The 18,534-nt window shown below is 63.7% G+C and carries 16 protein-coding genes; 6 read left to right on the top strand and 10 right to left on the bottom strand.

The window, feature by feature from the left end:
* The first annotated feature begins 128 nt into the window (after window positions 1–128).
* Window positions 129–569 carry a peptidoglycan-binding protein LysM gene (lysM, locus tag E2H86_RS11100; protein WP_133327642.1) on the top strand — a complete coding sequence of 147 codons (441 nt, stop codon included), beginning with the start codon at window positions 129–131 and terminating at the stop codon, window positions 567–569.
* A 111-nt stretch (window positions 570–680) separates the two neighbouring features.
* Here lysM and yrfG read toward each other — a convergent pair whose 3' ends face one another.
* A complete protein-coding gene (gene yrfG, locus E2H86_RS11095; RefSeq protein WP_133327640.1) occupies window positions 681–1,343 on the bottom strand; it encodes a GMP/IMP nucleotidase in 663 nt (220 codons plus the stop codon).
* Window positions 1,344–1,407: 64 nt separating this feature from the next.
* On the opposite strand from yrfG, the gene nudE reads away from it, so the two are divergent.
* Window positions 1,408–1,974, top strand: coding sequence for an ADP compounds hydrolase NudE (nudE, locus tag E2H86_RS11090; protein WP_133327637.1), 567 nt, complete (start codon window positions 1,408–1,410; stop codon window positions 1,972–1,974).
* Window positions 1,971–2,798, top strand: coding sequence for a 3'(2'),5'-bisphosphate nucleotidase CysQ (gene cysQ / locus E2H86_RS11085; RefSeq protein ID WP_133327635.1), 828 nt, complete (start codon window positions 1,971–1,973; stop codon window positions 2,796–2,798). Before nudE ends, cysQ begins: the two co-directional genes overlap by 4 nt.
* Here cysQ and E2H86_RS11080 read toward each other — a convergent pair.
* Genes E2H86_RS11080 through rfbB form a run of 7 tightly spaced genes read right to left on the bottom strand, consistent with a single transcriptional unit; the run spans window position 2,787 to window position 9,852 of the window.
* Window positions 2,787–3,242: a thioesterase domain-containing protein gene (locus E2H86_RS11080; protein WP_133327633.1), complete on the bottom strand. Its 456-nt coding sequence runs from the start codon at window positions 3,240–3,242 to the stop codon at window positions 2,787–2,789. The two genes, cysQ and E2H86_RS11080, sit on opposite strands and share 12 nt — an antisense overlap.
* Window positions 3,239–4,648 (bottom strand): sigma-54-dependent transcriptional regulator, encoded by a 1,410-nt coding sequence (locus tag E2H86_RS11075; RefSeq protein WP_133327631.1) that lies wholly within the window; start codon window positions 4,646–4,648, stop codon window positions 3,239–3,241. The genes E2H86_RS11080 and E2H86_RS11075 overlap by 4 nt, the downstream gene beginning before the upstream one ends.
* Complete coding sequence (locus E2H86_RS11070; protein ID WP_133327629.1) at window positions 4,645–6,459, bottom strand: sensor histidine kinase; 1,815 nt, start codon at window positions 6,457–6,459, stop codon at window positions 4,645–4,647. Before E2H86_RS11070 ends, E2H86_RS11075 begins: the two co-directional genes overlap by 4 nt.
* A gap of 39 nt (window positions 6,460–6,498) precedes the next feature.
* A complete protein-coding gene (rfbD, locus tag E2H86_RS11065) occupies window positions 6,499–7,359 on the bottom strand; it encodes a dTDP-4-dehydrorhamnose reductase (protein WP_133327627.1) in 861 nt (286 codons plus the stop codon).
* Window positions 7,356–7,901: a dTDP-4-dehydrorhamnose 3,5-epimerase gene (gene rfbC, locus E2H86_RS11060; RefSeq protein WP_133327625.1), complete on the bottom strand. Its 546-nt coding sequence runs from the start codon at window positions 7,899–7,901 to the stop codon at window positions 7,356–7,358. Before rfbC ends, rfbD begins: the two co-directional genes overlap by 4 nt.
* The gene (gene rfbA, locus E2H86_RS11055; protein ID WP_133327623.1) at window positions 7,898–8,773 is read right to left on the bottom strand and encodes a glucose-1-phosphate thymidylyltransferase RfbA; all 876 of its coding nucleotides are present in this window, start codon (window positions 8,771–8,773) and stop codon (window positions 7,898–7,900) included. Before rfbA ends, rfbC begins: the two co-directional genes overlap by 4 nt.
* Complete coding sequence (gene rfbB / locus E2H86_RS11050) at window positions 8,770–9,852, bottom strand: dTDP-glucose 4,6-dehydratase (protein ID WP_133327621.1); 1,083 nt, start codon at window positions 9,850–9,852, stop codon at window positions 8,770–8,772. Before rfbB ends, rfbA begins: the two co-directional genes overlap by 4 nt.
* A 173-nt stretch (window positions 9,853–10,025) precedes the next feature.
* Here rfbB and E2H86_RS11045 point away from each other — a divergent pair, with 173 nt between their 5' ends.
* From E2H86_RS11045 to E2H86_RS11030, 3 genes are all read left to right on the top strand, one after another.
* Window positions 10,026–12,926 carry an aminotransferase gene (locus E2H86_RS11045; protein WP_133327619.1) on the top strand — a complete coding sequence of 967 codons (2,901 nt, stop codon included), beginning with the start codon at window positions 10,026–10,028 and terminating at the stop codon, window positions 12,924–12,926.
* Window positions 12,927–13,140: 214 nt separating this feature from the next.
* Window positions 13,141–14,247, top strand: coding sequence for an agmatine deiminase (gene aguA, locus E2H86_RS11040; RefSeq protein ID WP_133327617.1), 1,107 nt, complete (start codon window positions 13,141–13,143; stop codon window positions 14,245–14,247).
* A gap of 758 nt (window positions 14,248–15,005) precedes the next feature.
* Window positions 15,006–16,295, top strand: a complete 1,290-nt coding sequence (locus tag E2H86_RS11030) for an OprD family porin (protein WP_133327613.1) — start codon at window positions 15,006–15,008, stop codon at window positions 16,293–16,295.
* Window positions 16,296–16,396: 101 nt separating this feature from the next.
* Here the strand turns inward: E2H86_RS11030 and E2H86_RS11025 are convergent, their stop codons facing one another.
* On the bottom strand, window positions 16,397–17,764 hold the full coding sequence (locus E2H86_RS11025) for an ATP-binding protein (protein ID WP_133327611.1): 1,368 nt from the start codon (window positions 17,762–17,764) through the stop codon (window positions 16,397–16,399).
* Window position 17,765: 1 nt separating this feature from the next.
* Window positions 17,766–18,485: a response regulator gene (locus tag E2H86_RS11020; protein WP_133327609.1), complete on the bottom strand. Its 720-nt coding sequence runs from the start codon at window positions 18,483–18,485 to the stop codon at window positions 17,766–17,768.
* Window positions 18,486–18,534 lie beyond the last annotated feature (49 nt).

The raw sequence follows: 18,534 nt of genomic DNA, 5'->3' as shown, positions 1-18,534 counted from the left end.
TGGGCCGGTGACGTCTAATCGCTAGGGTCTATGCCTTGATAGACTGCGTCGATGGGTCGCAGCGGGGCGGGATTGTCATTCATGCCCTAGACTCCAAGGTTCGAGTCCATATCGACAAGGAGAACGCTATGAGCCTGTTCAGTTTCGTGAAAGAAGCCGGCGAGAAGTTGATCGACCTGCTGACCCCCGGCAACGCCAATGCCGAGGAGCAGCTCAAGAAGCACGTTGAAAGCGTAGGCCTGGGCAATCCGAACATCAGCGCCACTGTAGAGGGCGATAAGGTCATCCTCAAGGGGGAGGTTGCCAGCCAGGAGGAGAAAGAGAAGATCATTCTCGCCGCTGGCAACATCGCTGGGGTGGCCAGCGTCGATGATCAGATCACCGTGACCGGGCCGGTGGTGGCGGCAGCGAGGTTCGTCACTGTGAAAAAAGGAGACACGCTGTCGGCCATTTCGGTTGTCGTATACGGCGATGCCAACCAGTACAACAAGATTTTCGAGGCCAACAAGCCGATGCTCAAGCATCCGGACAAGATCTACCCAGGGCAGGTGCTGCGTATTCCTGACTGATTTCTACCTGCTGTCTCGGCCCTTTCGCCGGCAAGCCCGCTCCCACAAGTAACCCACAAAGTTCGGACCTGTGGAGATCCTGTGGGAGCGGGCTTGCCCGCGAAGAGGCCCTCACAGGCCAACCAGTAACTCCCGGTAATCCTCCACCGCCGCGAACTCCTCGGTATCGCGAGGCTGTGCCTGGCTATCGGGCTGGCGCACTGCCAGCAGGTGTCCTACGCCGAACCGTCGGGCACTGCGCAGGATCGCCAGGGTATCGTCGATGAACAGACTGCGTTGCGGCTCGAAGCCGATATCGGCCTGCAACGCATCCCAGAACTGCGGACTCTCCTTCGGATAACCGTAATCGTGCGAACTGATCAACCGCTCGAAGTAGGGGGCCAGTTCCACCCGCTCCAACTTAAGCGACAGCGAATCGCGGTGGGCATTGGTGATCAGCACCACGCGCTTGCCGGCCTGGCGGATTGCTGCGAGAAAGGTATCGGCATCCGGGCGCAGGGCGATCAGATCGGCGATCTCGCGCTTGAGCTCGCGGATCGGCAGCTTCAGTTCGCGGCTCCAGAAGTCCAGGCAGTACCAGTTCAGGGTGCCGGCGTTGCGCTCGAACAGCGGTTGCAGTTCCAGCTCCGCCATTGTCCGGCTCACCCCATGCAGCTCGGCATAGCGTTGCGGCAGGTGGTCCAGCCAGAAGCGGTTGTCGTAGTGCAGGTCGAGCAGGGTACCGTCCATGTCCAGCAGGACGGTATCGATGGCGGGCCAGGGAAGAACAGGCATGGGAAACTCTCGATCAGTCGGCAAGCCACGGTATAGTAACCCGTTCACGCCAAGGAGCCGCCCCATGCGCCAGAAACCCACCGTCCTCAGTCGCGAAATCGTCGCCAGCAGCCGCCTGTTCCGTGTCGAGGCCGTGCAACTGCGCTTCAGCAATGGCAACGAGCGGACCTACGAACGGCTGGTCGGGCGGGGCAACGGCTACGGCGCGGTAATGATCGTGGCAATGCTGGACGCTGAGCACGCCGTGCTGGTGGAAGAGTATTGCGGGGGCACTGATGAGTACGAGCTGTCGCTGCCCAAGGGCCTGATCGAACCAGGCGAAGACGTGCTGGCCGCGGCTGAACGGGAGCTCAAGGAAGAAGCCGGCTTCGGCGCGCGTCAGCTGGAACACCTGACCGAGTTGTCGCTGTCGCCGGGCTACATGAGCCAGAAGATCCAGGTGGTGCTGGCCAGTGACCTTTACGAGGAGCGCCTGGAAGGCGACGAGCCGGAGCCGATGCGGGTCGACAAGGTCAACCTGCGCGAGCTTTCGGCCCTGGCCATGCACCCGCAGTTCACCGAAGGGCGCGCCCTGGCGGCCTTGTACCTGGCCCGTGACCTACTGATCCAGCGGGGGTTGTTCGAGTCATGAGTGACCAGCAACTGATGCATGAAGTCGTCAAGCTCGCCCTTCTGGCCGGCAACGCGATCCTACCTTACTGGCGGGCCGACGTTGCCGTGCAGAGCAAGGCCGACGACTCCCCGGTGACCGCTGCCGACCTGGCAGCGCATCAGGTCATTGTCGACGGTTTGCAGGCGCTGGCGCCGCAGATCCCGGTACTGTCCGAGGAAGATTGCAATATCCCCCTGGCCGAACGCCAGGGCTGGCAACGCTGGTGGCTGGTCGATCCATTGGACGGGACCAAGGAATTCATCGCCGGCAGCGAGGAATTCACCGTCAACATTGCGCTGATCGAGAATGGCGAGGTGGTATTTGGCGTGGTGACCATGCCTACCAACGGGCGCGCCTACTTCGGTGGACGCGGCCTGGGCGCCTGGCGCGCCGAGGCCGATGGACAGGTCGTGGCGATACAGGTGCGCAACACCCCGCCGGCTGATGGCCGCTTCACCGTGGTAGCCAGCCGACGTCACTCCAGCCCCGAGCAGGAAGCGTTGCTGGCCGGGCTGGGGGCTGCGGTGGGAGAACTGGAGTTGGCCAATATCGGCAGCTCGTTGAAGTTCTGCCTGCTGGCCGAAGGCAGCGCCGACTGCTATCCGCGTCTGGCGCCGACCTCGCAGTGGGATACGGCTGCGGCCCAGGGCGTGCTGGAAGGGGCTGGCGGAGAGGTGATCGGGCTCGATGGCCAGGCATTCCGTTATCCGCCTCGTGAGTCACTGCTCAACCCGTTCTTCCTGGCGTTGCCCGGCACTGCAAGGTGGCGCCAGGCGTTGGTCCAGCTCGCGCTAGCGATGTAGCACGTATTGGCCGCTGAAGGTCACGGCGGGCTCATCGCTGCCTGCGTTGCTCACCGTGGTGTGCAGCGTCAGGCGAGCTCGGCCACGCCGCTGGTACAGGGTCAGGAAACGCTCCCAGGTCTTCTCGTCCGGCGCTGGGCAGCGCGCCACCGCAGCGCCGGTCACCGGCAGCGGGTAGCTGATCTGGCCTTCCTGGATGACGATATGGCCGTCGTCGATGCCCAGCTCGCGCAGGCGCAGGTGTAACCAGCCCCATCCCACCAGCACTGCGGCGCAGTAAAGGCTGCCGCCGAACATGGTGCTCTTGTGGTTGACGTTGGCCGCCAGCGGCAGTTGCAGGCGCAGGCAGTGGGCCTGCCAATCGATGACCTCCAGGCCCATCTCGCGGGTCAGGGGAATGTCGTTATGCAGCACCGTTTGCAGGTACTGGCTGTCGGTGGTCATGGGCGGTTGTCCTCTTGGTCGTCATGCCCGCTGCTGCCGCCTTCGAAATTGAGGCCATGCTTGCGCAGCTTGTCGTGCAGGGTCTTGCGCGGAATGCCGAGCGCCTCGGCCAGGCTGCGCATGGAGCCGTGGGGTTGGCCCAGTTCGGCGGCGATCAGCGAGCGCTCGAACTGTTCGACCTGCTCGCTGAGGTTGCCGGTCACGACTGCTGTGGCCGGCGCCGGCGCTGTGGGTGCCTGGCCATCCAGGGCCAGCTCCAGGCCCAGGGCGAAGCGTTCCGCCGCGTTCTGCAGTTCGCGCACATTGCCTGGCCATTCGTGGCGCAAGAGCATGGCGCGGTGGGCGGGTTGCAGGCTATGGGGCGTCAGGCCGTGGCGCTCGCTGGCGGCATCGGCGAAGTGCTGGAACAGCACCAGAATGTCGTCACCGCGCTCGCGCAGGGCCGGGATGCGCAGCGGCGCCACGTTGAGTCGATAGTAGAGGTCGGCGCGGAAGCGCCCTTGGTCGGCGGCCTGGCGCAGGTCCTCCTTGGTCGCGGCGATGATGCGTAGGTCGAGGGGGATCAACTGGTTGCCGCCCAGGCGCTCGACCACGCGCTCCTGAAGCAGACGCAGCAGTTTCACCTGTACGTCCAGGCTCATGCTCTCGATCTCGTCAAGGAACAGCGTGCCGCCGTTGGCGAACTCGAACTTTCCGATGCGGCGCTTCTGCGCGCCGGTGAACGCGCCGGGTTCGTGTCCGAACAGCTCGCTCTCGACCACCGACTCGGCGAGGGCGCCGGCGTTGATGGCGACGAAGGGGCCGTCGCGACGGCTGGACAAGTCGTGCAGCGCCCGCGCCACCACTTCCTTGCCGGCGCCGGTTTCGCCCAAGATCAGCACGTCGGCGCGGGTCCCGGCCAGTGCACCGATCTGTTCACGTAGCCGCTGCATGGCCGGCGAATGGCCGACCAGGCGCGTGGCCAGCTGCTGGCGGTCGCTCAGGGCCAGGCGCAGGCTTCGGTTGTCCAGGACCAGGCGGCGCAGGTCCAGGGCGCGGCGCACGCTGTCGAGCAGCGCATCGCTGGCGAAGGGCTTTTCCAGGAAGTCGTAGGCACCGGCGCGCATTGCCTGCACCGCCAGCGGTACGTCACCGTGGCCGGTGATCAGCAGCACTGGCAGTTCGTTGTCGCGTCCGTGCAGCTGTTCGAGCAGTTGCAGACCATCGATGCCGGGCATGCGGATATCGCTGACCACCACCCCCGGCCAGTCCGGCTCGATACGCTCGGCAAGGCCCTGGGCATCGGCCAGGGCGAGCACCTTGAGCCCGGCCAGGTCCAGGGTTTGGCTCAGGGCCTGGCGCAGGTGGGGGTCGTCGTCGACCAGGATCACCTGGGCGCGGCTGTCGATCAGGGGCTCGGTCGTCATGCCGACGTATCCTCCGAAGATTGCAGGTTGGCTCCGGGCTTGGCCACGCGTAGGCGCAGGGTGAGCAAGGCACCGCCTTCCGGGTGATTGCCCAGCAGCAGTTCGCCGCCCAGGGCCAGCATCAGACTCTCGCAAATGGCCAGGCCTAGGCCCAGGCCCTGAGTGCGGGTCTTGGTGGTGAAGAAAGGTTCCTTGGCATGCTCCAAGGCCTGGCGGCTGAAGCCCGGGCCATTGTCACGGATGTACAGGTAGACGTCGTCGTCACGTCTTTCGGCACTTAGCCAGAGCTTGCGCGGGTTGGCCTTCTCGGTCAGGGCGTCGAGGGCATTGGCCAGCAGGTTGCCCAGCACTTGACGCAATCGGGTTTCGCCGGCTTGCACCCAGAAGGTGGCCTCGGGCAAGTCGCGGATCAGCTCGACGGCCATCGCCCGCCTGCGCTTGGCCAGCAATGCCAGTGCGTCGTCCAGCGCCGGTTGCAGGGCCACGCTTTCCGGCGCATGGCGGTCGCGGCGGGCAAAGGCGCGCAGATGGGCGATGATCGAGGCCATGCGCCCGGTCAGCTCGCCGATCAGCTTGAGGTTGCCGCGCACGTCCTCGGTACGCTGGTGGTCGAGCAGGATCTCGGCGTTTTCCGCATAGCTGCGAATCGCCGCCAGGGGTTGGTTGAGTTCGTGGCTGATGCTCGCCGACATGGTGCCCAACACCGACAGCTTGCCGGCCTGGACCAGCTCGTCCTGGGCCCGCACCAACTCCTGCTGGGCGTTTTCGCGCTCGAGCACGGCGCTTTTCAGGCGGGTATTGAGTCCTTCTAGGTCCGCGGTGCGGGCGGCCACGCGCTTTTCCAGCTCCTGGCGGCCCTTGGCCTCGAAGTCGATGCGGTCGATGTAGTGACGGCGTCGCTGCATCAGCAGGCCGGCCAATAGCATCAGCACCAGCAGCGTGGCGCCACCGATGGCCATCACCGTCTGCACCGAGCGGTCGACCAGCATGCGCGGCGCCAGGATGCTGACCTGCCAGCCGGTTTCCTTGATGTCGCGGCTCTGCGAGATCCAGGCGTCATGGTTGAGTTGCAATGGTTGCGGCGCCTGGGTCGGGTAGGGTTGGATGGCGATGATGGCCTGGCGCTCGGCGTCGCTCAGCGGGCGCGTGGCACGAAAGCGCCATTCCGGTCGCGAGGTGAGCACCACCACACCGTTGTGGTCGGTCACCAGCAATTGCTCCGGTGTGCGTCCCCAGAGGGTTTCGGTGTGGTCGAGATCGACCTTGACCACCAGCACGCCGATCACCCGCTCGCGGTCGCGCACAGCAGCGGCGAAGAAGTAGCCGCGTTTGGCCGAGGTGGTGCCCTGACCGAAGAAACGACCCAGGTGGCCGGCCATGGCTTCGTTGAAATAGGGGCGGAAGGCGAAGTTGCGCCCCACGAAGGTGTCGCGCTTGTCCCAATTGGAAGCGGCCAAGGTGTTGCCGCGGACGTCCATCAGGTACATCACTTCGGCACCGGTCTGCCGAGTAATGTCCTTGAGCAGGCGATTGGCGTTGGTGACCGCTTCGAGGCGCAATGGGTCGGCCAGCACGCTACGCAATGCCGGCAGGTCACCCAGGATCTGCGGCAAGGTCTCGTACCGATGCAAGGTGCCGAGCAGATTGGCCACGTACAGGTCGAGGGTCTGGCGATTCTGCGATGCCAGTTGGTCCTGATAATAGCGCTCGGCCAGGTGGTGCAGCGGCCAGAGCAAGGGAGCCAGGCACAGGGCCAGGAGGGCAAGGCTGCGCCAGCGTGGGCGGCGGGGAGGCGTGGGCTTTGCAATCATCGGGTGGAATGCGCCAGAAGGGTCTGGCGCAATTATGCGCTACTTCAGGCAGTCGATCAGCGCCTGCTGCCAGTGCGGTTGGCTGACCTGCCACTCACGGGCCAGGCGCGAGCAGTCGAGCCGGGAGTTGAGTGGTCGGCGCGCAGGGGTCGGATACTCGCTGGACGGGATCGGCAGCAGCTCGGCGCATGGCAGCCCCCGGGCCTTGAGCTGTTCGCCGATGGCCTGGGCGAAGCCGAACCAGGACGTCTCGCCCTGGGCGGTGAGGTGGTAGGTACCCCAGGCGCCGGCCTGGCCGTTTTGCCAGCGTTCGATCAGCGCGCGGGTGCTGAATGCGATGGTACTGGCCCAGGTCGGTGCGCCGATCTGGTCACAGACGATGCGCAGCTCGGGCTTTTCCTGGAGCAGGCGTTGCATGGTCAGCAGGAAATTGCGCCCGTGCAGCGAATATACCCAGCTGGTGCGCAGGATCAGGTGCTCGCCACCGACGGCAGCGATGGCTTGTTCGCCGGCCAGCTTGCTGCGGCCATACACCCCCAGCGGATTCGGTGCGTCGTCCTCGGTGTAGGGGGCCGGTTTGTCGCCATCGAACACGTAGTCGGTGGAGTAATGGATCAGCGGCACGCCTAGGCGGGCGGCTTCCTCAGCCAGAACCCGGGGGCTTTCGGCGTTGATCGCGAAGGCCAGTTCGGTTTCGTGTTCGGCCTGGTCCACCGCCGTGTGTGCGGCGGCGTTGATGATCAGGTCGGGCGCCAGTTCCCGCAAGGGTTCGCGCAGCGCTTCGGGTTGAGCCAGATCGAGTTGTTCGCGGCCCAATAGGTGCAACTCGCCGAGGCCGCCCAGTTCCGCTTGCAGGGCCTGGGCGACCTGGCCGTTGCGGCCACACACCAGGACCTTCATGGGAACAGCTCCGCGTCCTTGAACGACACGCCAGCCTGGTCCTTGGCCGACAGCTGCGGTTGCTCGGCCAGCTCCCAGTCGATCGCCAGGGTCGGGTCATCCCAACGGATACAGCGCTCGGCGGATGGGTTGTAGTAGTCGGTGGTCTTGTAGAGGAATTCGGCCGATTCGCTCAGCACCACGAAACCGTGGGCGAAGCCTGCCGGTACCCACAGCTGGCGGTGGTTGTCGGCGGACAGGCGCACGGCAACCCACTGGCCGAAGGTTGGCGAGTGCTTGCGGATGTCCACGGCCACGTCCAGCACTTCGCCCTGGACCACGCGCACCAGTTTGCCCTGGGGGTTCTGCAGTTGGTAGTGCAGGCCGCGCAGCACGCCTTTCTGCGAGCGCGAGTGGTTGTCCTGGACAAACGTCACATCGACTCCGGTCTGTTCGGCGAAGGCGCGGGCATTGAAGCTTTCGAAGAAGAAGCCGCGGCTGTCGCCGAACACCTTGGGTTCGATGATCACGACATCGGGGATAGCGGTCTTGATGATATTCATGCGTGCTCTTTCGCCAGGGTGTGTAGGTATTGCCCGTAACCGGTCTTCTTCAGTTCCTCGGCTTTGGCCTGCAACTGGTCACGACCGATCCAGCCCTTCTGGAAGGCAATCTCTTCCAGGCAGGCCACTTTCAGGCCCTGGCGGTGTTCGATGGTCTGCACGTACTGGGAAGCTTCCAGCAGGCTGTCGTGGGTGCCGGTGTCGAGCCAGGCGAAGCCACGGCCAAAACGCTCGACACGCAGGTCGCCGCGTTGCAGGTAGGCATTGTTGACGTCGGTGATCTCCAGCTCGCCGCGTGGCGACGGCTTGATGCCCTTGGCGATCTTGACCACGTCGTTGTCGTAGAAGTACAGGCCGGTGACGGCATAGCTGGACTTCGGTTCGAGCGGCTTCTCCTCGATTGACAGGGCTTTGCCTTGGTCGTCGAACTCGACCACACCGAAGCGTTCCGGGTCTTTAACCCAGTAGCCGAACACCGTGGCTCCGGCAGGCTGACTGACAGCACGCAGCAGCTGCTCGCTGAAGCCTTGGCCATGGAAAATATTATCGCCAAGGATGAGGCATACCGGGTCATCGCCGATGAATTCCTCGCCGATCAGAAAGGCCTGAGCCAGGCCATCTGGGGAAGGTTGTTCGGCATAGGTGAGGTTGATGCCGAACTGGCTGCCGTCGCCGAACAATTGGCGATATTGCGGCAGATCCTGCGGGGTGGAAATCAGCAAAATGTCACGGATGCCGGCCAGCATCAGTACCGAGATCGGGTAGTAGATCATCGGCTTGTCGTAGATCGGCAGCAACTGCTTGGAAACGCCGAGGGTGATGGGGTGCAGGCGGGTGCCGGAGCCACCCGCCAGGACGATACCTTTTGTCATGCAATCAGATCCTTGAAGTCGGTGTTGCCCAGACGTTCGCCTTGATAGCTGCCATCTTGGACATGCCTGCACCATTCGAGGTTGTCGAGGTACCACTGCACGGTTTTGCGCAGGCCGGACTCGAAGGTTTCCTCAGGTGTCCAACCCAGTTCTCGCTCGATCTTGCTCGCATCGATGGCGTAGCGCAGGTCGTGGCCAGGGCGGTCCTGGACGAAGGTGATCAGGTCGGCATAGTTTGCCACACCGGCTGGATGCTCGGGCGCCAACTCTTCAAGCAGCGTGCATATGCCACGTACTACGTCGATGTTCTTCTGCTCGTTATGACCGCCGATGTTGTAGGTTTCGCCGACCTTGCCCTCAGTAACCACCTTGAGCAGGGCGCGGGCGTGGTCTTCGACGAACAACCAGTCGCGCACCTGCAGGCCGTTGCCGTAGACCGGTAGAGGCTTGCCGGCCAGGGCGTTGAGGATGACCAGGGGAATCAATTTTTCCGGGAAGTGGAACGGGCCGTAGTTGTTCGAGCAATTGGTCAGCAGCACAGGTAGGCCGTAAGTACGGTGCCAGGCTCGGACCAGATGATCAGACGCCGCCTTGCTGGCCGAGTACGGCGAGCTTGGTGCATAGGGCGTGGTCTCGGTGAATAGGTCATCAACACCGTGCAGATCGCCATACACTTCGTCAGTGGAAATATGGTGAAAACGGAAAGCTTGGCGCTTTTCCGCAGGCAGGCGGTTCCACCAGGCACGGGTGGCTTCCAGCAGGGCGTAGGTACCGACGATATTGGTCTGGATGAACGCCGCAGGGCCATCGATGGAGCGGTCGACATGGGACTCGGCTGCCAGGTGCATGATCGCATCGGGCTGGAAGCGTTCGAGCAGGGCCGAAACCGTGGTCTGGTCGGCGATGTCGGCCTGGACGAACTCATAGCGGCTGTTGCTGGCAATGCGCTGCAGCGATTCGAGGTTGCCCGCGTAAGTCAGTTTATCGAGATTGAGCACTTCATGTCCCGTGTGCTCGATCAGGTGACGGATCAGGGCTGAGCCGATGAAACCGGCTCCGCCGGTGACGAGAATGCGCATGTGCAGTTGCCTTTGCCTAAGGAAGTTGTTCCGAACCTGCCTAGCTTGTCGACTGTATCCATTTGAGGCAAGTGCCGGCTGCACCGTGTATCCGACGCTTTGTCTCAAAGCCCTCTTGTTTATTCGCCGCGCTAGTGGCGATATACGCAGAAAAAAACCGAGGTTCCCCGTTCATGCCCCTCCGCACCCTGATCCAGCGTTCCAGTCAGCCCACCCCTTCGCTCAGCGAAGCTCAGGCGCATGCCCTGCTGCGGGCGCACTACGATCTGGCGGGCAGCCTGCAGTCGCTGGGCAGCCAGCAGGACCTCAATTTCAGGGTCGACAGCGATCAGGGACGGTTCGTGCTCAAGGTCTGCCACGCCAGCTATGCCCAGGTAGAGCTCGAGGCGCAGCATGCGGCGTTGGCCTACCTGCGCGAGCAGGGCCTGCCCGTGCCGGCAGTGCGTCCCGCACGCGACGGCCAGGCGCTGCTCGCCATGGACGTCGAAGGCCAGGCACTGCGCGCCCGCCTGCTCGACTATATCGACGGTCAGCCGCTGACCCGCATCAAGCACATGCCGCCGCGGCTGATGGCCGAGCTTGGCGAGCTGTGCGCTCGGGTCGACAAGGCCCTGGCGGATTTCGACCACCCTGGCCTGACGCGGACGTTGCAGTGGGACCCACAACATGCCCACGCGCTCATCGCCCATTTGCTTCCGAGCCTTCAGGATGCGTCCAAACGCACCAGCGTCGAACAGGCGACGCAATTGGCAGCCGAGCGCCTGGCACCGCTGGCGGCGCATTTGCCAAGCCAGGCCGTGCACCTGGACATCACCGATGACAACGCCGTATGGGCCCGCGATGACGAACGCCAATGGCAACTGCAGGGGGTGATCGATTTCGGCGATCTGTTGCGCACCTGGCGGATCGCCGATCTGTCGGTCACCTGCGCGGCGTTGTTGCATCACGCCGAGGGCGATCCCCTGCGTGTCCTGCCTGCGGTAGCTGCCTATCACGCCTGTAACCCGCTCACCGAGGCCGAGCTGCGCGCCTTGTGGCCGCTGGTGCTGAACCGCGCCGCCGTGCTCGTCCTCAGCAGCGAGCAGCAACTGACGATCGATCCGGGCAATCAGTACATCCTCGACAATATCGCCCACGAGTGGGACATCTTCGACACTGCCACGGCGGTTCCTTGCGCCTTGATGGAAGCGGCCATCCTGCAAGCGGCCGGCTTGAACGCCGAGGCCCCGGCTTTGCAGGGCTGCGTGCCATTGCTACCCGCGCTGGCCGGGCTGCCCGTGACACGGCTCGACCTGGGCGTGCTCAGTCGTCATCATGAGGCTGGCAATTGGCAGCAGCCTGGTTTCGATCAGCGTCTGCTGGCCGCCCAACCCGCGCCGGCCTGCACCCTGCATGGCCAGTATCGCCTTTCGCAAACCCATATCGATCGCCCCGATGAACCGGCCACGTGCGCCTTGGGTGTGGAGTTGCACCTGCAACCCGGCACTGCCGTTCACGCCCCCCAGGAGGGCATCTGGCAGCGTACCGGCGAAGGGCGAGGTTGCTTGCGCAGCGACGGCTGGAGCCTGTGGTTGAGCGGCCTGGAGCGAGCGCCGGAAGACGCTGCGACGATTGCCCGGGGCCAGTCGCTGGGCAGCGCCTCGGCCCTGCTCGCGGTCCAACTGTGCCGAGCGTCGAACGTGCAGCCACCGTTCTTCGCCAAGCCATCCCATGCGGCTGCCTGGCTGGCCCTGTGCCCGTCGCCGGCGGCGCTACTGGGTTTCGATTGCGATGCCGAACCGCTGCAAGACCCGGCCGCCTTGCTGGCTCGCCGCGATGCCAGCTTCGCTCGCTCGCAGAAGCACTATTACGCGCAGCCGCCGCACATCGAACGTGGCTGGCGCAACTACCTGATCGACATGCAAGGCCGCTCGTACCTCGACATGCTCAACAATGTCGCGGTGCTCGGTCATGGTCATCCGCGCATGGCCGCCGAGTCGGCGCGGCAATGGTCGCTGCTCAACACCAACTCGCGTTTCCACTACGCCGCCATCGCCGATTTCTCCGAGCGCTTGCTGGCCCTGGCACCGCCGGGCTTCGATCGGGTGTTCCTGGTCAACAGCGGCACCGAGGCCAACGATCTGGCGATCCGCTTGGCCTGGGCCTACAGCGGCGGGCGCGACCTGCTGAGCGTGCTGGAGGCCTATCACGGCTGGTCGGTGGCCACGGACGCGATCTCCACTTCGATCGCCGACAACCCACAGGCTTTGGAAACGCGACCGGACTGGGTGCACCCGGTGGAGGCGCCCAATACCTTCCGCGGGCGCTACCGCGGTGCAGACAGCGCTGGCGACTATCTGCGCGACGTCGAGGCCAAGCTTGCCGATCTCGATGCCCGGGGACGCCAGCTGGCGGGCATGATCTGCGAGCCGGTCTATGGCAACGCCGGGGGCATCTCGCTGCCGCCCGGTTATCTGCGCGAAGCCTATGCCCAGGTACGGGCCCGTGGCGGCGTGTGCATCGCCGACGAAGTGCAGGTCGGCTATGGCCGCCTCGGTGAGTACTTCTGGGGCTTCGAGGAGCAGGGTGTGGTGCCCGATATCATTACCATGGCCAAAGGCATGGGCAACGGCCAGCCGCTCGGCGCGGTCATCACCCGGCGCGAGATTGCCGAGGCGCTGGAGGCCGAGGGCTACTTCTTCTCTTCGGCCGGCGGTAGCCCGGTGAGCTGCCGGATCGGCATGGCGGTGCTGGATGTCATGCAGGAGGAGGGGTTGTGGCAGAACACCCGGGAAACCGGTGCCTACTTCAAGGGGCGACTGCAGGCCCTGGTCGATAAACATCCGCTTGCCGGGGCTGCCCATGGCTCGGGCTTCTATCTGGGGCTGGAGTTGGTGCGCGATCGCCAGACTCTGGAACCCGCCACGGCGGAGACCCAACACCTCTGCAACCGCCTGCGTGACCTGGGCATCTTCATGCAGCCAACCGGCGACTACCTGAACATCCTCAAGATCAAGCCGCCGATGTGCACCACCCGCGCCAGCGTCGACTACTTCGTCGACAGCGTTGACCGCATCCTGGCGGAAGGTCTTTAAGCCTTTACAGCCTCATATGCCGATTCTTATCGGTATGTGAGGCATTTCTATGTCTAAAAATTTAGCATGTCTGCTTTAAATGCCGATATATATCGGCTATAAAGCGTTCTATTCTCAGGCATGAACTTGCCGGCAGAACGGATACACGCCGATGCCATCCAATTGACCAACGACCTGGTGCGGATCGACACCGGGCCCTCGCAGAGGTTTACCGATGAAAACCCTCAATTCCACACCCCGCGCCGATGGCTTCCACATGCCAGCCGAGTGGGCTCCCCAGAGCCAGGTCTGGATGGTCTGGCCGGAGCGCCCGGACAACTGGCGCCTGGGCGGCAAGCCGGCCCAGGCGGCTCACCTGACCTTGGCCAAGGCCATCGCCCGTTTCGAGCCAGTGACCGTGGCCGTTTCTGCCGGCCAATACGAGAACGCTCGCCGCCAGCTCGACCTGCCCAACATCCGAGTGGTGGAGATCAGCAACGATGACGCCTGGGTCCGTGACACCGGGCCGACCTTCGTCATCAACGACCACGGCGAAGTGCGCGGCGTGGATTGGGCTTTCAACGCCTGGGGCGGTTTCGACGGTGGCCTGTATGCGCCATGGAACCGCGACGAGGAATTGGCGGCCAAGGTGCTGGAAATGGAGCGCTGCCAGCGTTACCACACCGAGGGCTTCGTGCTCGAAGGCGGCTCGATCCACGTCGATGGTGAAGGCACGCTGATCACCACCGAAGAGTGCCTGCTCAATCGCAACCGTAACCCGCACCTCGATCGCGAGCAGATCGAAACCATCCTGCGCGATCACCTGGCGGTGGACACCATCGTCTGGCTGCCGGATGGCTTGTACAACGACGAGACCGATGGCCACGTCGACAACTTCTGCTGTTACGTCGCACCCGGCGAAGTGTTACTGGCCTGGACAGATGATTCCAACGATCCCAACTATGCGCGCTGCCATGCCGCCTATGAGGTGCTGAAAAATACCCGCGACGCCAAAGGCCGCGAGTTCGTCGTGCACAAGATGCCGATTCCGGGCCCGCTGTACGCGACCGAAGAAGAGTGCGCAGGCGTCGATCAGGTGCAGGGCAGCCAGGAACGCGACCCATCGGTGCGGCTGGCCGGCTCGTACGTCAACTTCCTGATCGTCAATGGCGGCATCATTGCCCCAAGCTTCGACGACCCAGCCGATGCCCAAGCCAGAGCGATTCTGAGCAAGGTCTTCCCCAATCACGAAGTGGTGATGATCCCCGGGCGTGAGCTGTTGCTCGGCGGTGGCAACATTCATTGCCTGACTCAGCAGCAACCGGCACCGGTAAAGCGGTGAGCGATGACCTGAGTCGAAAGAGGCCCGTCCCGTGACGGGCCTTTTTGTTGGGCGACATCTGGTATACCAGGATGGCATACGTTTTGTATCGTTTTTTCAAGCAGATACGGCACCCCCGTACTGTAACAATGACGACGTAAGTTAGCCGCTCACGGCCCAGGGAGTACGTGTAGAGATGAACGCCGCAAGTGAGTCGGTTTTGCCCCCATCGGCAATGAGTCCTCAATCGCTCAAAACTTTGACGCAGTGGTTGAAGCACCATGGATGCAAACGGGTCAGGACGACCGACCCCCGACGTCTGCTTGACGGGCGTTACCCGCAAGGTCTGCTTAGCGATGCCGAGCTGGAAGCCTTGCAGGCAGTCTGGCGCTGAACTCCAGTCACCTCTGCCAGCGTAAAACGCCACCGCTCGCGGTGGCGTTTTCGTTTGTGATCCATACCCGTGCAGCGCTGCCGCCGGTTGTAGGACAAAATACCCTGGATAGGTTGGAAAACTGAGAAAAATGCCCGGACTAAGGCGAAAAACCAGGTAGATCAACCTGCATTTCACGAGTTTTTGACATTTGTAATCATGCACGGCTAGGATTCGGCCAACGCCTGCTGGCCAATCCCTGGCCATGCTGCTGTTCAAGGCCCGCTGCGCTTGTCCCGGCGGGCTTTCCAGTTCGGATCCGCATTAACGTCGAAGCCTACGACAGGGGCGTTGGTTCCCGGCGTCATCTTGCAGCGCGTTTTTGATTACGAAATAAGGAAAACAAATGTTGAAAACCAGGATCAGCCTGGTCGCCCTGGCATTGATCGCCGCGACCCAGGCCCAGGCCAACGATCAGGCCGAAAGCAAAGGCTTCATCGAAGACAGCCACGCCAACCTGTTGCTGCGCAATGCCTACATGAACCGCGACAAGAAGCACGGTACGAAAGACCAGAGCGAGTGGGGCCAGGCCTTCATCGGCAAGTTCGAGTCCGGCTTCACCCAGGGCACCGTCGGGGTCGGCGTCGATGCCTTCGGCCTGTACGCCCTGCGCCTGGACGGCGGCAAGGGCCGCAACGGCGCTCCCGGCATCGACTTCTTCAAGGCCAGTGATACCGACCCAGCCAACTCGCCGCACAACCTGGCCCGTGGCGGCGCGGCCATCAAGTTCCGTGTTTCCAACACGGTGCTCAAGTATGGCGACATGATGCCCGAGCTGCCGGTGCTGCAGTACGACGACAGCCGCCTGCTGCCTGAGAGCTACACCGGGACCTTCATCACCTCCAAGGAGATCGAAGGCCTGGTGGTGAACGCCGGTCACTTCACTCAGGAAGCGCGCAAGAGCGCCGAAGGTCGTGACAGCGGCCACCTGAAGTCGATCGACGTGTTCGGCGGCAGCTACAAGTTCACCGAGAACTTCACCGCGTCCCTGTACACCTCCGATGTCCAGGACGTCATGAAGAAGCACTACCTGGGTCTGAACTACGTCTACCCGATCTCGGCAGACCAGTCCCTGACCCTGGACTTCAACGGCTACAAGTCGGACATCGACAAGAAGTACGTCGACCGCGCCGACCTGACCGGCGACGACAACACCATCTGGAGCCTGGCGGCGACCTACGCCTTCGGCCCGCATTCGGTGACCATCGCCCACCAGCGCAGCACCGGCAGCACCGGCTACCAGTACGGCTGGTACCAGGACCGTGGCGGCGTGGGTGACGGTGGCTCGACCATCTACCTGGCCAACTCCTACTGGTCCGACTTCAACGCCGAAGACGAGCGCTCTTGGCAGATCGCCTACGGCCTGGACTTCGGTGCCTATGGCGTACCGGGCCTGAGCTACAAGATCGCCTACGTGCGGGGTGACAACATCAACACCCACGGCTTCGGCGAAGGTAAAGAGCGCGAAATCTTCAACCAGCTGCAATACGTGGTTCAAGACGGCCCAGCCAAGGACCTGTCCCTCAAGCTGCGTGGCTCCTGGCTGCGGACCTCGGAGAGCGTTCGCCAGAACGGTTACTTCGACGACGGCAACGAAGTGCGCGTCTTCGTCGAATACCCGATCAGCTTCTTCTGATCGACTCGGCGTCTGCAACAGCCCCGGCCTATGCCGGGGCTGTTTCGTTCAGGTATACCTCGGCCTGAATGCCCTCTTGCGGAGTGCCGAGGCTGGAGTCGCTAACAGGGCAGCACGACGCTGGCCCGCAATCCACCCCCCTCGCGGTTCAGCATCACCAACTCGCCGCCGTGACTGGTGGCAATGCGTTGGGCGATGCTCAAACCCAACCCGTAGCCCCCCGACGCCTGGTTGCGCGAACCCTCGCCGCGCACGAATGGGTCGGTGATGGTCGCCAGCAACGCCGGTGCGACGCCGGGGCCGCGATCATCGACATGGATCGATACTGCCGTGGCAGTCCTTTCCAAGCTGACTGAAATCTCCTTGGCATAGCGCAGCGCATTGACCAGCAGGTTCTGCAGGCAGCGTTGCAGCAGCAGGGCATCGACCTGCAGGCTGCCGGCCTGGCCACGGACAGGGAGCGGCTCCTCGGCGCTGGCCAGTTCCGCGCACAGCCGCGCCACCAGGCGATCGAGGTTGACCGGTTGCAGGTTCTGCTGCTCGCCGGCGCGCAGGTAATCCAGGACCTGGCCGATCATGTCGTCCATCTGCGTGATGTTCTGCCGCAAGCGCTCGCGCTGCTCATCGTCCTTCAGCCGCTCCAGGCGCAGCCGCATACGTGTCAGCGGGGTGCGCAGGTCGTGGGATACGGCGGCGAGGAAATAGGCCTTGTCGTTGACCATGGCAATCAGCCGTTGCTGCATGGCGTTGAAGGCCATGGCTGCCTGGCGTACCTCCTGCGGGCCATCCAAGGCCAGTGGCGTCTGCTCCAGGTTGCTGCCCAGGCCGCGTGCGGCATCGGCCAGGCGCTGCAGCGGGCGCAGGCACAGGCGTACTGCCACCAGGCAGACCAGTAGCACCGCGACGATGCGCAACGCATAGACCCGCAGCAGGTAGTCGCTGATCAGTACCCATGCCGACTCGCCGCTCCAGCCTTGCAGCTCCTGGCCCTCGATGGTCAGCCAGTGGCCGTCGGCCAGGGATACTGCGAAGGCGATATGCGCCTTCGCGGTGCGCAGGCCGAACAGGCTGCGCCAGACGATCGGCTGGCCCAGCTCATCGGTCAGTTTCACATTCAGCAGGCGCACGGCCTGTTCATGTCCCAACTCATAGCCGAGGGCTTGGCGCAGCAGCAGTTCGACCCGCCGGCGTCCGCGACGCTCGTCGTGCTGGCTGGTCGGCAGGCTCTCGGTGCAACCCAGGCGATAGTGCGCTGGAATCTGCAGGCTGCCCGGGTGGCAGTCAGCCTGGGCGATAAAGGGCGCACTGCGCGCAGCGATCAGCCGTACCGGCGCCTCCAGCACCTGGGCGAATCGCACGTCGAACCAGATGCTGCTCGACATCAGCTGGATGAGCAGCGTGCCGCTGACCATGATCAGCAGTAGCTGGCCGAACAATGTACGCGGCCACAACCGGCGCAGCAGGCGCATCTCAGGCGTGGGCCTCAGCCTGACAGAGGGTCAGCAGGTAGCCTTCGTTGCGGATGGTGAGGATCTGCGCGCGGGCTGCCGAGCTTCGGCGCAGGTGCTGGCGAAGGCGACTGATGCACATGTCCACCGAGCGATCGTCGGGGAGGTGATCGCGGCCGAAGGCGCTGCGTGTCAGCAAGTCGCGGGACACCACGCGTTCATTGGCCTCGAGCAATTCCTGCAGCACGCGGAAGTCGGAGCGGGGCAGGGTGTGGATAGTGGTGTCCGGACAGCTCAGCAGGCGCTTGACCGGATCGAGGCGAAAACCGGCGAACGCCACAGCCTGCCCCACAGGCTCGGGCAGGCTGGCCTCCAGGCGCTGTGGCCGGCGCAGCACTGCCTTGATCCGGGCGATCAGCTCGCGTGGCTCGAAGGGCTTGGCCAGATAGTCATCGGCCCCCACTTCGAGGCCGATGATACGGTCGAACGTGCTGCCCTTGGCCGACAGCATGATCACAGCCAGCCCAGGCACTGCCTGCAATTGACGGCACAGGCTGAGGCCATCCTCGCCGGGCAGCATCAGGTCGAGTACCACCAGATCGACTTTGTGCCGCGCCAGTTGCTCGCGCATACCCTCGCCGTCGACCGCCGCCACCACGGCGTAGCCGGCATCGGTGAGGTAATCGCAGAGAAGTTCGCGGATCTCGTCGTCATCATCGACGACCAGCAGGGTCGTGCTCATCGGGTAAATCACCTGTGAGAGGAAAGGGCCGGTGGCGCCTCGTTACGTT

This window comes from Pseudomonas putida (genome assembly GCF_004357765.1).
Classification (GTDB): domain Bacteria; phylum Pseudomonadota; class Gammaproteobacteria; order Pseudomonadales; family Pseudomonadaceae; genus Aquipseudomonas; species Aquipseudomonas putida_U.
The sequence above is the reverse complement of the archived record's forward strand: the minus strand, read 5'-3'. Positions and strand labels throughout refer to the sequence as shown.

Excerpts from the sequence above, each read along its gene's own strand:
- aguA (WP_133327617.1), top strand. The coding sequence starts at position 13,141 with ATGAAAACCCTCAATTCCACACCCCGCGCCGATGGCTTCCACATGCCA.
- E2H86_RS11030 (WP_133327613.1), top strand. The coding sequence starts at position 15,006 with ATGTTGAAAACCAGGATCAGCCTGGTCGCCCTGGCATTGATCGCCGCG.
- rfbC (WP_133327625.1), bottom strand. The coding sequence starts at position 7,901 with ATGAATATCATCAAGACCGCTATCCCCGATGTCGTGATCATCGAACCC.
- nudE (WP_133327637.1), top strand. The coding sequence starts at position 1,408 with ATGCGCCAGAAACCCACCGTCCTCAGTCGCGAAATCGTCGCCAGCAGC.
- E2H86_RS11070 (WP_133327629.1), bottom strand. The coding sequence starts at position 6,459 with ATGATTGCAAAGCCCACGCCTCCCCGCCGCCCACGCTGGCGCAGCCTT.
- rfbD (WP_133327627.1), bottom strand. The coding sequence starts at position 7,359 with ATGAAGGTCCTGGTGTGTGGCCGCAACGGCCAGGTCGCCCAGGCCCTG.
- E2H86_RS11075 (WP_133327631.1), bottom strand. The coding sequence starts at position 4,648 with ATGACGACCGAGCCCCTGATCGACAGCCGCGCCCAGGTGATCCTGGTC.
- E2H86_RS11045 (WP_133327619.1), top strand. The coding sequence starts at position 10,026 with ATGCCCCTCCGCACCCTGATCCAGCGTTCCAGTCAGCCCACCCCTTCG.
- E2H86_RS11080 (WP_133327633.1), bottom strand. The coding sequence starts at position 3,242 with ATGACCACCGACAGCCAGTACCTGCAAACGGTGCTGCATAACGACATT.
- E2H86_RS11025 (WP_133327611.1), bottom strand. The coding sequence starts at position 17,764 with ATGCGCCTGCTGCGCCGGTTGTGGCCGCGTACATTGTTCGGCCAGCTA.
- yrfG (WP_133327640.1), bottom strand. The coding sequence starts at position 1,343 with ATGCCTGTTCTTCCCTGGCCCGCCATCGATACCGTCCTGCTGGACATG.
- rfbA (WP_133327623.1), bottom strand. The coding sequence starts at position 8,773 with ATGACAAAAGGTATCGTCCTGGCGGGTGGCTCCGGCACCCGCCTGCAC.
- lysM (WP_133327642.1), top strand. The coding sequence starts at position 129 with ATGAGCCTGTTCAGTTTCGTGAAAGAAGCCGGCGAGAAGTTGATCGAC.
- cysQ (WP_133327635.1), top strand. The coding sequence starts at position 1,971 with ATGAGTGACCAGCAACTGATGCATGAAGTCGTCAAGCTCGCCCTTCTG.
- E2H86_RS11020 (WP_133327609.1), bottom strand. The coding sequence starts at position 18,485 with ATGAGCACGACCCTGCTGGTCGTCGATGATGACGACGAGATCCGCGAA.
- rfbB (WP_133327621.1), bottom strand. The coding sequence starts at position 9,852 with ATGCGCATTCTCGTCACCGGCGGAGCCGGTTTCATCGGCTCAGCCCTG.